General features: G+C 66.7%; 11 protein-coding genes. 5 read left to right on the plus strand and 6 right to left on the minus strand.

Annotation, left to right across the window (positions count from 1 at the left end):
* Positions 1 to 3: 3 nt before the first annotated feature.
* Positions 4 to 3,060, minus strand: a complete 3,057-nt coding sequence (gene fdnG / locus IE100_RS07665) for a formate dehydrogenase-N subunit alpha (protein ID WP_189373689.1) — start codon at positions 3,058 to 3,060, stop codon at positions 4 to 6.
* Positions 3,061 to 3,284: 224 nt separating this feature from the next.
* Here fdnG and IE100_RS07670 point away from each other — a divergent pair, with 224 nt between their 5' ends.
* From IE100_RS07670 to IE100_RS07680, 3 genes are all read left to right on the plus strand, one after another.
* On the plus strand, positions 3,285 to 4,691 hold the full coding sequence (locus IE100_RS07670; protein WP_229800277.1) for a sigma-54-dependent transcriptional regulator: 1,407 nt from the start codon (positions 3,285 to 3,287) through the stop codon (positions 4,689 to 4,691).
* On the plus strand, positions 4,670 to 6,730 hold the full coding sequence (locus IE100_RS07675) for a sensor histidine kinase (RefSeq protein ID WP_189373520.1): 2,061 nt from the start codon (positions 4,670 to 4,672) through the stop codon (positions 6,728 to 6,730). The genes IE100_RS07670 and IE100_RS07675 overlap by 22 nt, the downstream gene beginning before the upstream one ends.
* 68 nt (positions 6,731 to 6,798) lie before the next feature.
* Positions 6,799 to 7,848, plus strand: a complete 1,050-nt coding sequence (locus IE100_RS07680) for a DNA-binding protein (RefSeq protein WP_189373521.1) — start codon at positions 6,799 to 6,801, stop codon at positions 7,846 to 7,848.
* Here IE100_RS07680 and msrC read toward each other — a convergent pair.
* The 5 genes from msrC to IE100_RS07705 all read right to left on the minus strand — a co-directional run bounded on the left by msrC (position 7,826) and on the right by IE100_RS07705 (position 11,721).
* On the minus strand, positions 7,826 to 8,326 hold the full coding sequence (gene msrC, locus IE100_RS07685; protein WP_189373522.1) for a free L-methionine (R)-S-oxide reductase MsrC: 501 nt from the start codon (positions 8,324 to 8,326) through the stop codon (positions 7,826 to 7,828). The two genes, IE100_RS07680 and msrC, sit on opposite strands and share 23 nt — an antisense overlap.
* Before the next feature lie 101 nt (positions 8,327 to 8,427).
* Positions 8,428 to 9,165 (minus strand): beta-ketoacyl-ACP reductase, encoded by a 738-nt coding sequence (locus IE100_RS07690; RefSeq protein WP_189373523.1) that lies wholly within the window; start codon positions 9,163 to 9,165, stop codon positions 8,428 to 8,430.
* A 125-nt stretch (positions 9,166 to 9,290) separates the two neighbouring features.
* Positions 9,291 to 10,157: a ribosome small subunit-dependent GTPase A gene (gene rsgA / locus IE100_RS07695; RefSeq protein ID WP_189373524.1), complete on the minus strand. Its 867-nt coding sequence runs from the start codon at positions 10,155 to 10,157 to the stop codon at positions 9,291 to 9,293.
* Positions 10,154 to 10,480: a 4a-hydroxytetrahydrobiopterin dehydratase gene (locus IE100_RS07700; protein ID WP_189373525.1), complete on the minus strand. Its 327-nt coding sequence runs from the start codon at positions 10,478 to 10,480 to the stop codon at positions 10,154 to 10,156. Before IE100_RS07700 ends, rsgA begins: the two co-directional genes overlap by 4 nt.
* Positions 10,477 to 11,721, minus strand: a complete 1,245-nt coding sequence (locus IE100_RS07705; RefSeq protein WP_189373526.1) for a M48 family metallopeptidase — start codon at positions 11,719 to 11,721, stop codon at positions 10,477 to 10,479. Before IE100_RS07705 ends, IE100_RS07700 begins: the two co-directional genes overlap by 4 nt.
* Before the next feature lie 68 nt (positions 11,722 to 11,789).
* Here IE100_RS07705 and orn point away from each other — a divergent pair, with 68 nt between their 5' ends.
* Both orn and IE100_RS16415 read left to right on the plus strand, forming a co-directional pair.
* Positions 11,790 to 12,335 carry an oligoribonuclease gene (gene orn / locus IE100_RS07710; protein WP_189373527.1) on the plus strand — a complete coding sequence of 182 codons (546 nt, stop codon included), beginning with the start codon at positions 11,790 to 11,792 and terminating at the stop codon, positions 12,333 to 12,335.
* 34 nt (positions 12,336 to 12,369) lie between these two features.
* A partial coding sequence (locus IE100_RS16415; RefSeq protein ID WP_506016871.1) for a phosphoglucose isomerase-related protein occupies positions 12,370 to 13,061 on the plus strand: 692 nt, incomplete at its 3' end.

A 13,061-nucleotide genomic window follows, 5' to 3' on the forward strand; every position in this document is an offset into this window, starting at 1 on the left:
TCCTTATGCTTTTTCCAGATTGACGAGGAAAGACTTGTACTCCGGGGTCTGCGTGTTGCAGTCGCCGACCGCCGGTGGCAGCGCATTGGTGAGGTAACCCTTCTGCGCCACACCCTCCCAGCCCCAGTGCAGCGGGATGCCGATCTGGTGCACGGTCTGGCCGTTGACCTTCAGCGCCATCAGCCGCTTGGTGACCACCGCCTTGGCCTTGATGAAGCCACGCTTGGAGCTGACCTTCACCGTGTCGCCCTGGACGATGCCTTTTTCGCGCGCCAGCGCCTCGCCGATCTCGACGAACTGCTCCGGCTGCGCGATGGCGTTGAGCAGTACCGACTTGGTCCAGAACTGGAAGTGTTCGGTCAGACGATAGGTGGTGCCCACGTACGGGTAGTCGTGATGGGTGCCCAGGCGTTCGCGGTCGGTCTTGAAGATGCGCACCGCCGGGCTGCTGACCACTTTCGGGTGCAGCGGGTTGGTGCCGATCGGGCTTTCCATCGGCTCGTAGTGCTCGGGGAAGGGGCCGTCGGCCAGCTTGTCGGTGCAGAACAGCCGCGCCACGCCTTCCGGGTTCATGATGAACGGGTTCATGCCACTATCCGGGCCGGCGTCAGCCTTGAAGTCGGGGATGTCGGCGCCGGCCCATTTTTCGCCGTTCCAGCCGATCAGCTTGCGCTTGGCGTCCCACGGCTGGCCGGCCGGGTCGCAGCTGGCGCGGTTGTACAGGATGCGGCGGTTGGCCGGCCACGCCCAGGCCCAGCCGGGGGTGTTGCCAAGGCCGGTGTCGCTGTTGTCGCGGCGTGCCATCTGGTTGCCGGCCTGCGTCCAGCAGCCGGCAAAGATCCAGCAGGCACTCGCGGTGCTGCCGTCGTCTTGCAGCGCGGCAAAGCCGGGGATCTGCTCGCCTTTCCTGGCCAGGAATTTCCCCGGCTCTTTCGGGTCCGGCAGGTCGGCCAGTGCCTTGCCGTTCATTTCCTTGGCTAGTTCCTCCGGCGACGGTGCCGCCGGGTCGCGGTAGTTCCACGCCACGTTGAGGATAGGCTCCGCCACCTTGCCGCCTTCCTTGCGGTACAGCTCGCGCAGCGCGGTGAACAGCTCGCCGATGATCTCGTTGTCACCCTTGGCCTCGCCCGGCGCGTCGGCGCCTTTCCAGTGCCACTGCAGCCAGCGGCTGGAGTTGACGATGGCGCCGTCTTCCTCGGCAAAGCAGGTGGACGGCAGGCGGAACACCTCGGTCTGGATCCTGGCCGGATCGACGTCGTGGCTGTCGCCGTGGTTCTGCCAGAAGGTGGAGGTCTCGGTGGCGATCGGGTCGATGATCACCATGTATTTCAGCTTGGAGAAGGCCGCGGTGACCTTATTGGCGTCGGGGAAGGACGCCAGCGGGTTGAAGCCCTGCACGATAAAGCCGTTCATCTTGCCCTGGTGCATCAGCTCGACGATGTGCAGCACGTCGTACAGCTTGTCCCACTTCGGCAGCCAGTGGTAACCCCAGTCGTTGTCCTGGCGCGCGTTGTCGCCCCACAGCCACTTCATCAGGCTGACGAAGAACTTCGGCGTGTTGCCCCAGTAGTTCATCTGCCCAGGCTGCAGCGGCTTGGGCGTGGTCTTGGCGAGATAGCTGGCGAAGTCGGGGTGGTCCTTCTCGTTGGGCAGCGTCAGGTAGCCGGGCAGGCTGGTCGACAGCAGGCCGAGGTCGGACAGGCCCTGGATGTTGGAGTGGCCACGCAGTGCGTTCACGCCGCCGCCGGGCATGCCCATATTGCCCAGCAGCAGCTGGATGATCGCCATGGTGCGGATGTTCTGCGCGCCGACGGTGTGCTGCGTCCAGCCCAGCGCGTACAGGATGGTGCCGACCTTGTCCGGACGCGCGGTCTCGCCCAGCTGTTTACAGACTTCGAGGAAGCCCTCCACCGGCGTGCCGCACAGGTTAGTGACCACTTCCGGCGTGTAGCGGGCGAAGTGCGCCTTCATCAGCTGCCACACGCAGCGCGGGTGTTGCAACGTCGGGTCGGTTCTGGCGTTGCCGGCCTCGTCCAGCGCGTAAGTCCAGCTCGTGCGGTCGTACTTGCCCTTGGCCTCGTCGTAGCCGCTGAACAGGCCGTCCTCGAAGGCAAAGCCGTCGCCGACGATGAAGCTGGCGTTGGTGTAGGCCTTCACGTAGTCCCAGTGGACCTTGTCGTTGGCGATCAGCCAGTTGATGACACCGCCCAGGAAGGGGATGTCGGCGCCGGCGCGGATCGGCAGGTAGAGGTCGGACACCGCAGCGGTGCGGTTGTAGCGCGGATCGACCACGATCAGCTTGGTGCCGCGCGTCTTCTTGGCCTCGATCGCCCACTTGAAGCCGACCGGGTGCGCCTCGGCGGCGTTGCCGCCCATCACCAGGATGAAGTCGGCGTTCTTGATGTCGACCCAGCTGTTGGTCATCGCGCCGCGGCCGAAGGTGGACGCCAGCGCCGACACTGTCGGCCCGTGACAGACGCGCGCCTGCGCGTCGGTGGCGATGATGCCGAGGCTGCGCAGGAATTTCTGGGTGATGATGCCGGTCTCGTTGGAGCCGGCGGAGGCGGTCAGCATCGCGGTGGTCAGCCAGCGGTTGACCGGCACGCCGTCGGCGTTGTTCGCGACGATATTGGCGTCGCGGTCGGCCTTCATGTGGCGGGCGATGCGGTGGATGGCGTCGTGCCAGCCGATGCGTTTCCACTCGCTGCTGCCGGCCTCGCGCACTTCCGGGTATTGCAGCCGTTTCGGGCTATGGATGAAGTCGAGCAGGCCGGCGCCTTTCGGGCACAGCGAGCCGCGGCTGACCGGGTGATCCGGATCGCCCTCGATGTGGAAGATCTCCGACCTGGCGTTCCTGGCGCCATCGCCGAGGCTGTACAGGATCACGCCGCAGCCGACCGAACAGTAAGTACAGGTGTTGCGCGTCTCCCTGGCGCCCATCAGCTTGTACTGGCGCACCTCGGCCAGCGCCTGGCTGGGGCTGAAGCCCATGCCCACCAGGCTGGCGGTGCCGATCTGCGCCGCGCTCAGTTTGAAGAACTGCCGCCGGTTCACTTCCATCATGGCTCTCCTCTTGTTTTTGGGTTGTCGCGTTTGACGCGGGCGAGCCCGCGCAATAGCCTTGGCATAGCATTTGCCGTGCCCGTGGTAGGGTTTTTGCCAATATCCAGCACAAACAGGCACTTGCGTCATGAATGCCGGCCATCAGGCCCGGCTTGAACGGACAAATAGTCGCAACGCCGCTGCGCGGGCTGGGTCAATTTGTCCATGAGGGGAACAAGCTTTTGCAGCAAGACGAAACGTTGGCCGCAAGCAAGAATGCGGCGGCCAGGCAATGGGACAGCTACAGCGTGCTGGTGGTCGATGACGAGCCGGGCATGGTCAATTTCATCAGGCGGGCGCTGGAATCGCGCTGCGGCAGCGTGCACACCGCCGGCAGCGTGGAAGCGGCCGAACCGCTGGTGGCGCAGCAGCGCTTCGACCTGATCGTGCTCGACATCTCGCTGCCGGGCGTGTCCGGCGTCCACTGGCTGAAGCAGCTGCGCGAACGCGGCGTCAACAGTGAGGTGATCCTGATGACCGCGTTTGCCGACGTGGAAACCGCCATCGACGCGCTGCGCGCCGGCGCGTCGGATTTCCTGCTCAAACCGTTCTCGCTGGCGCAGCTGATCAACGCCGCCCGGCGCGCCTTCGAGCGCGCGCGGCTGGAGGCGGAAAACTGGGTGCTGCGCCGCGAGGTGGCGTCGCACGCCAGCCGCAGCAAGGTCAGCCGCGACGGCCTGATCGGTCGCTCGGCGGCGATCGCCGAGCTGCGCGGCCTGCTGCAGCGCTTCGCGCCGATGCCGTCGACGGTGCTGATCCAGGGCGAGTCCGGCACCGGCAAGGAGGTGGTGGCACGGGCGCTGCACCAGCTCAGCCCGCGCGCCGACGCCAGCTTCGTGCCGGTCAACTGCGCGGCGATCACGCAGGAGCTGATCGAGAGCGAGCTGTTCGGTCACCTCAAGGGCGCCTATACCGGCGCCGCCGCCAGCCGTGACGGCCTGTTCTACTACGCGCGCGGTGGCACGCTGTTCCTGGACGAGGTGGCCGAGCTGCCGCTGGCGATCCAGGCCAAGCTGCTGCGGGTGCTGGAGGAGCGCAGCATCCGCCCGGTCGGCTCGGAGCAGGAAATCAAGGTCGACGTGCGCGTGATCGCCGCCAGCAACAAGCCGCTGGCGGACGAGGTCGCCGCCGGCCGCTTCCGTGCCGACCTGTACTACCGCTTGCAGGTGCTGGAGCTGGCGCTGCCGCCGCTGCGCGAGCGCACCGAGGACCTGCCGGAGCTGGTGGCGCACTTCATGGACCTGCTCAGCCCAGCGCTGGGCGTGGCGCCGGTGGAGGTGGAGCCGGCGCTGCTGGCGGCGATGGCCGCCTACGACTGGCCGGGCAATGTGCGCGAGCTGAAAAACCTGATCGAACGCTCGCTGATCCTCGGCTACCTGCCGCAGGACCTGCCGGCGACGCGGCTGCCGCCGGCCGTCGGCGAGCTGGCGGCCGGGGCGGCGCCGGCGGAAGAAAGCCTGAGCCAGGTCGAAACCCGACATATCCGCGCGGTGCTGGCCGCCTGCGCCGGCAACAAGTCGGAGGCGGCGCGCCGGCTCGGCATTTCCCGCAAGACCCTGGAGCGCAAATGCCTGTCCTGGGGCGAGTAAACGGCCTGTGGCGGCGCCTGCTGCAGCCGCTGAACCGTTCGGTGCGCACCCGCTTCGTCACCTTGGCGCTGCTGCCGCTGGTGGTCGGTTTTCCGGTGCTGCTGCTGTTGCTGGCCGGCTGGGGCGGGGCGGCGTTCGAGGAGCTGCTGGTTTTCAAGGTGCGCAGCGATCTGGCGGTGGCGGCCACCTATTTCGAGCGGGTGCAGAGCGACGTTGGCCGCAGCATCGAGGCGCTGGCCAGTTCCGAGGCGCTGGCCGATACCCGGCGCCAGCCGCGGACAAGCTCGCCCGACGCGCTGCTGCGTGAGCGGGCGCGCAGCCTGGGGCTGGACTACCTGCTGTTGCTGGACGCACGGCAGCGGGTGGTGGCCGCTTCGCTGCCGGCCAGCCTGGGCCTGCGCTACCCGCAGCCGGCGGTGGTGCTGGCCGCCAGCGGCGGCACGCAGCGCGCCACGCTGGACGTGTTTACCCCGGCGCAGCTGGCCGCGCTGTCGCCGCTGCTGCAGGCGCGCTCGCACATCGAATTGCTGGCGACGCCCGGCGCGCGGCCGAGCCGGCGCAACGTCAGTGACAACGGTCTGCTGCTGCACGCCGCGGCCAGGGTGCCGGGGCAGCCGCTGGTGCTGGTCGGCGGCGTGCTGCTGAACCGCAACATCGAGTTCATCGACCGCATCCGTCATCTGGTGTATCCGCAGGGGTCGCTGCCGATCCGCAGCCGCGGCTCGGCCACGCTGTTCCTCGACGATACCCGCATCGCCACCACGGTGACTTACCCGCGCGGCGGGCGTGCCATCGGCAGCCGCGTGTCGCAGGAGGTGTCGGAACAGGTGCTGGGCCGCGGCCAGGCGTGGCTGAACCGGGCGCGGGTGATCGGCGACTGGTATGTGTCCGGCTACCAGCCGCTGCTGGACAGCCGCGGCCAACGTATCGGCATGCTGTACGTCGGTTTCTTGGAGCAACCGTTCGTGCTGGCCAAGTGGATGGCGCTGGCGGTGCTGTTCGTGCTGTTCGCCATCACCATGGCGGCGGCGACGTGGGTGAGCTGGCGCTTTGCGCGCTCGGTGATCGCCCCGGTGGAGCGCCTGCGCCAGACCATGAGCGAAGTGGCCGCCGGCCGGCTGGATGCCCGTGTCGGCGCCTTGCCGCAGCAGGACGAGCTGGCCTTGCTGGCCGCCCATTTCGACGCGCTGCTGGCGCGGCTGGAGTCGCAGAACCAGGCCATGCTGCGCTGGGCCGGCGAGCTGGACGACAAGGTGGCGGAGCGCACGCGCGAGCTGGCGGCAGCCAACCACACCCTGCTCAGCGCGCAGCAGCAGCTGTTCAAGTCGGAAAAACTGGCCGCCATCGGCCAGCTGGCAGCCGGCACCGCGCACGAGATCAACAATCCGGTGGCGGTGATCCAGGGCAATCTGGAGCTGATGCAGGAGCTGCTCGGCGAGGCGGCGGCGCCGGTGCTGCCGGAAATCCGACTGATGCGCGAACAGGTGCAGCGCATCCGGCTGATCGTGGCCAAACTCTTGCAGTACGCGCGGCCGAGCGAATACGCCGGCGACCTGCAGCAGGTGCAGCCGCAGGAGGTGTTCCAGGACAGCCTGTTGCTGGTCGGCTACCAGATGAACCGCGGCAATATCGCGGTGGTGAAGCAGTGGCACAGTAGCGCCACGCTGCTGGCCAACCGTTTCGAGCTGCAGCAGATCCTGATCAACCTGATCCTGAACGCGATCCAGGCGATGCCGCAGGGCGGGGTGCTGACGCTGTCGGCGCACGACGCGCCCGGCAGCGACGGCCGCCCCGGCCTGCGCCTGAGCGTGGCCGACAACGGCGACGGCATCGCCGAGGCCGACATGGCGCGGCTGTTCGATCCGTTCTTCACCAGCAAGCACGACGGCACCGGCCTTGGGCTGTGGGTGTGCCAGGGGCTGGCGGAGCGCGGTGGCGGCGTGATCGAGGCCGCCAACCAGCCGCAGGGCGGCGCGGTGTTCAGCGTGTGGCTGCCGTGCGAGCCGGCACTGGCCGCGGTGGGGCTGGCAGTGTTATAAGCACCGCTGCAGAAATCGGCGTGTCGTGCCGACGCAGAACAAGGCTGACAGCCAGCAGGAAAACAAGCATGGATATTCATACACGAGTGCGCGACGTGGCGCTGGAACTGGTCGGCGCCGGCGTGTGGCCGACGGTGCAGGAGGTGCGCGCGCGGCTGGGCACCGGCTCCAATACCACCATCAACAACACCCTGCGCCAGTGGCGGCAGGAGTTTCTCGGCAAGATGGCAACCAGTGCCCGGCACCCGGACTGGTCGCCGGCGCTGGCGCAGGCCTTTGCCCAGATCTGGCAGCAGGCCTGCGGCGAGGCGGAGCAGAACCTGGCCGGCTTGCGCGAAGAAGCGCAGCAGGAAGTGGCACGGCTGGTCGCCGAGCTGGCGCAGGCGCAGCGCGGACTGGTCGCCGCCGCCGCGCAGCAACAGGCGCTGAGCCAGCGCTGCGACAGCGCCGAGCAGGAGCGGCAGCAGCTGGCGGCCAGCCTCGCGCAGTTACAACAGGCGTTGGCGGCGCAGGAGGCACGCGCCCTCGCCAGCGAGGCGGCACTGCAGGAAGCGCGCGGCCAGATCGTCGCCACCCAGCAGGCAGCCGACCAGCGTGTCGAGGCGCTGGAAGCGCGCCATGCGGGGCAGTTGCAGCAACTGCAGCAGGACGGCGAGCGGCGCGAGGCGCTGGCCTACGAGCGGCTGGAAGGCATGCGCATCCAGCTGTATCAGCAGGTGGAGGACGAACGCACGCTGTTGCGCCAGCGCGAGCAGCAGTGGCAGGCGGAGCGGCAACAGCTGGCGCAGCAACTGGCGACGCTGCGCGACAGCAGCCAGCAGCAGCTGGCGCAACGCGCGCAGGAGAATGGCAGGTTGGCCGCAGAGCTGGCGGCGTTACAGGAGAGGCTGGCGGAAAGCGAGGCGTTGCGGCAGCAGTGGCAGCAACGTCATGACGAGCTGGCCGCCGCCGAGCAGCAGCGCAGCACGGTCCTGCAGCAACTGCAGCAGGAACAGACGCTGCTGCAGCAGCACCGCCTGCCACACCTGCTACTGTGGCTGCAGGCCGAACAGGCGCAGCTGGGGGCGATGCCGGCGGCGCAGCTGGCGGAGCAGGTCAGGAGCTTGCTGGCTGGCTGAACAGCTTGCCCAGCGCCGCGCACACCGGCGCCAGGTAGCGCTGGTCCAGCTCGCTGAACTGCGCCAGTTCGCTGGCGTCGATGTCCAGCACCGCCACCACCGTGCCGGCAGCATCGCAAACCGGCAGCACGATCTCGGAACGCGCCGCCGACGAGCAGGCGATGTGGCCGGGGAAAGCGTCCACGTCCGGCACGATCAGCGTCTGCGCCTGCGCCCAGGCGCTGCCGCACACGCCGCGGCCTTTCGGGATGCGGGTGCAGGCGATCGGGCCCTGGAACGGCCCCAGCACCAGCTGCTCGCCCTTGACCAGGTAGAAGCCGGTCCACAGCCAGTTGAAGGTCTGCTGGATCGCGGCGCTGCAGTTGGCCATGGCGGCGATGATGTCGCTCTCGGATTCGATCAGTGCCAGCACCTGCGGTAACAGGGCCTGGTATTGCGCCTCGCGCGAGCCTTCGGCGATCAGCAGCTGTTCTGCCATGGCAGGACTCCATCAGTGTGAAAAAGGGGAACGCAGCATAACAAAAAAGCCGGGAAGGCATCCCGGCTTTTTGCGTGCGGCCACCCTTGCGGCGGTCGCGTTTACATCATGTGCTGGCCGCCGTTGATGGCGAAGTCGGCACCGGTCATGAAACCGGCCAGATCGGAAGCCAGGTAGTTGACCAGGCCGGCGATTTCTTCCGGCTGGCCCAGGCGGCCGACCGGAATCTGCGCGATGATCTTGTTACGCACGTCTTCCGGTACCGCCATCACCATGTCGGTGCCGATGTAACCCGGGCTGATGGTGTTCACGGTCACGCCCTTGCGCGCCACTTCCTGTGCCAGCGCCATGGTGAAGCCGTGCATGCCGGCCTTGGCGGCGGAGTAGTTGGTCTGGCCGAACTGGCCTTTCTGGCCGTTGATCGACGAGATGTTGATCACACGGCCGAAACCGCGCTCCAGCATCGATTCCACCACCGGTTTGCACACGTTGAACACGGAGTCGAGGTTGGTGCTGATCACCGCGTCCCAGTCGGCCTTGCCCAGCTTGCGGAAGCTGGCGTCGCGGGTGATGCCAGCGTTGTTGACCAGTACATCCACCGGGCCAAGCTGAGCGGTAACGGCGGCCACCGCCTGCTGGCACGAGTCGAAATCGCTGACGTCGCACTGGAAGGCGTGGAAGTCGTAGCCCTGTTCCTTCATGTCCGCCAGCCAGCCCTGTTCCTTGCCCGGCTTGCTGTAGGTAGTGGCCACGATGTGGCCGCTGTCGGCCAGCGCCTTGCAGATGGCGGTACCGATACCACCCATGCCCCCGGTAACCAACGCGATTCGCTTACTCATGATGCTGACTCCTTGTCTTTTTGTCGGAATGGAGGGGATGCTAGCGCCCCCTTGTTGTCATTTCATGACAGATTAGGGTCATCATCAGAAAATGTAAACGGATTGTTACGCGAAAATTTTATTCGTTAGGCATTAACAAGCTGGTTCGTCAGTTTCTGCAGCAAAGCCAGTCGGGCCGGGCGGATGCGGCCTTCATCGCTGGCGCTCTTGATCGCGCAATTGGGCTCGGCGCGGTGGGTGCAGTTGTGAAAGCGGCAGTGGCCGATATAGGGGCGCATTTCCGGGAACAGGCCGGCAAGCTCGGTGGCGGCTAGGTGACTGAGACCGAATTCCTGCAGACCGGGCGAGTCGATGAGATGGCTGTCGTCGTCCAGATGGTAGAGCGCGGCGTGGGTGGTGGTGTGGCGGCCGGCGTCCAGCGCGGTGGAAATATCACCGACGCGTGCCTCGGCGGCTGGCAGCAGCGCGTTGGTCAGCGTCGACTTGCCCATGCCGGACTGTCCGACAAAAACCGAGGTCTGGCCCTTGACCAGCGGCAGCAGCTCGTTGATGTCGTGCAGGGCACTGACCGTGACCAGGGTGTAGCCCAGTTCGCGGTACGGCTGCAGCTTGGCCAGCCAGTCGGCGGTTTCCGGCAGGTCGCACTTGTTGACGAGGATGATGGGCTCGATGTCGGCGGCCTCGGCGGCCAGCAGGCAGCGGTTGAGCAGCTCCTCGCTGGGCGTGGGCACCGCGGCGGTGACGAACACGATGCGCGTCACGTTGGCCGCAATCAGCTTGGTGCGCCAGTCGTCCTGGCGGTAGAGCAGGCTCTTGCGTTCGCAGGCCTGCTCGATCACCGCCTGTTCGCCGTTGATGACCGACAGCTCGACGTGGTCGCCGCAGGCGTAATCGACACGCTTGCCGCGGGTGGTGCAATCGTACTGCTGGCCGTCGCACTCGACGATGAAGCGGCGGCCGTAACTGCGGATGATCTGACCTTGCTGCCTCATTTGCCGGCCGCCAGTGCTTCGGTCTTGGCGGCGCAGATGAAATCGTTGAGGGTCAGCCCGCCGGCGTCGTGGGTGCTGAAGCGGACCACGGTGCGGTTGTAGTGCACCGACAGGTCGGGGTGGTGATCTTGCTGGTGGGCGATGAAGGCCAGCGCGTTGACGAAGGCCATGGTGCGGTAGTAGTCGTCGAAACGGAAGGTCTTGACCAGCTCGATGCCTTCTACCGCCCAGCCGTCGAGGTGGGCCAGCAGCTCGGTGCGGGTCTGTTCGCTGAGGGAGTGCAGGCCGTGCTGGGCCTCGCAGTGCATGTGTTGCAGATTCATTGTGCTTGCCTTTCCAGGTGGGCGATGCGCAGGCTCGCCGGTGGATGGGAATCGTAAAAGCGCGAGTGTAGCGGGTCTGGCGTCAGTGTGCTGGCATTGTCACGGTACAGCTTGACCAGCGCGCTGATCAGCTCGCTGGCGCTGCTGTGGCGGGCGGCGAAGTCGTCGGCCTGGTATTCGTGACGCCGCGACAGCTGGCTGAACAGCGGCGTCAGCGGGAAGGTGTAGGCCGGTGCCGCCAGCATGAACAGCACCAGCCCCAGCGCCGGTGCCATCTCGTCAACGCCCAGGCCGCTGTAGAAGGCCGGCAGCGTCAGCAGCCAGCCGAGCAGGGACAGGCTGAGGAAGGACAGCAGGAAGGTGGTGGCGATGCGCTGGCGGACGTGGCCGTGCTTGAAGTGGCCCAGTTCGTGCGCCAGCACCGCCTCCATCTCGCCCTCGTCCAGCTGGGTGAGCAGGGTGTCGAAGAACACGATGCGCTTGGTTTTGCCAAAGCCGGTGAAGTAGGCGTTGCCGTGGCTGGAGCGGCGCGAGCCATCCATCACGAACACGCCGTCGCTGTGAAAGCCGGTGCGCGCCAGCAGGTCGTCGATGCGCTGGCGCAGCGCCGGATCGGCCAGCGGGGTGAAGCGGTTGAAACGCGGCGCGATCAGCGTCGGGTACGCCCACAGCATCGCCAGGCTGAACAGTGTCCAGCTGCACCACACCCACAGCCACGCCCAGTCGCCGGCGGCGTGCAGCAGCCACAGGATCAGCGAGACCAGTGGTGCACCGACGATGACGGCCAGCGCGCCGCCCTTGGCCATATCGGTAAAGTAGAGCGGCCAGCTGGTACGGTTGAAGCCGAAGCGTTTCTCGATGATGAAGGTGCGATACAGGCCGAACGGCAGGCTGAGCACGCTGCTGAGCAGCGCCAGCACGCCGATCAGCGCCACGCCCTGCCACAAGCCGGCGAGCCCGCGCGCGGCCAGCTGCTGCCACAGCCATTGCAGGCCGCCGCCCAGCGTCAACGCCAGCAGCAGCGCACTGTCGGCGACCGCCTGCCACTGGCCGGGGCGCTGTCGTGCCACGCAGTAGTCGGCGGCAAGCTGGTGCTGCTGCAGCGTGATGCGGTCTCGGAAGGCGGCCGGCACCTCGGCCGCATGCTGGCGCACATGGCGGATCTGCCGTTGCGACAGGTAGAGCCGCAGCGCCAGCGACAGCAGCACGGCGAGCAGGAAAGACCAGGTGAATAGATTCATGGCGAGCCGGGTTTGCCCAAGGGCGGTTATTAAAGGAAAATGCCTGCATTTCGTTAGAGACGAGCATTATGCCGCAAGATCCCAAGCATCTCATCTGGCTGGACATGGAAATGACCGGGCTGGAGCCGGACACCGACCGCATCATCGAAATCGCGATGGTGGTCACCGACAGCGAACTGAACGTGGTCGCCGAATCGCCGGTGCTGGTCGTGCACCAGAGCGACGAAACGTTGGCCGCCATGGACGAGTGGAACACCAATACCCACGGCAAGACCGGGCTCACCGCCCGCGTCAAGGCCTCGACGCTGAGCGAAGCCGAGGCCGAGCAGCAGCTGCTGGCCTTCCTGCAGGAACACATCGCCAAGGGCGTGTCGCCGATGTGCGGCAATTCCATCGGCCAGGATCGCCGCTTCATGGCGCGCTGGATGCCGGAGCTGGAACGCTACTTCCACTACCGCAACCTCGACGTGTCGACGCTGAAGGAGCTGTGCAAGCGCTGGCGCCCGGACATCGCCAAGGGTGTGGTGAAGAAAGGCAAGCACGAGGCGCTGGCGGACATCCTCGAATCGATCGAGGAGCTGCGCTATTACCGCGAACACTTCCTCAAAGTGTAAGGCGATGCCCGGGATGAGCAGTTTCCTTGAACAGATGGCGCGCCAGCGCCACGCCGCGATCAACAGCACGCCGGTGTGGGCGCGGCTGCACCAGCACCAGCGTGCCACCCGCCACGTGCACATGCGCGAGCTGTTCGAGCAGGACGCGCAGCGTTTTCACCGCTATTCGCTGGAGCTGGACGGCCTGCTGCTGGACTACTCCAAGAACCGCATCACCGACCGCACCCTGGAGTTGCTGCTGGAGCTGGCCGATGCGGCCAACCTTGGGCAGTGGCTAGCGTGGATGCGCGACGGCGAGCGCATCAATGTCAGCGAACAGCGCGCGGTATTGCACACCGCACTGCGCCAGCCGGCCGGCCGCCGCGTGCTGCTGGACGGCGTCAACGTGGTGGACGAGGTGCAAGACGTGCTGGCGGCGTGCAGCCGCTTTGCCGAGGCCGTGCGCGGCGGCGACTGGCGCGGTCATGACGGCCAGCCTATCCGCGACGTGGTCAATATCGGCATCGGCGGTTCCGACCTGGGGCCGCTGATGGTGCACGAGGCGCTGCGCCCGTACTGCCGGCCGGGACTGAATGTCCACTTCGTGTCCAATGTCGACGGCCAGCATCTGGCGCAAACACTGGAACAGTGCCAGCCGGCGACCACGCTGTTCATCGTGGCCTCCAAGTCGTTCACCACCCCGGAAACACTGCTCAACGCCCACGCCGCCCGCCGCTGGCTGGTGGC

This window comes from Vogesella alkaliphila (genome assembly GCF_014652475.1).
Taxonomy (GTDB): Bacteria; Pseudomonadota; Gammaproteobacteria; order Burkholderiales; family Chromobacteriaceae; genus Vogesella; species Vogesella alkaliphila.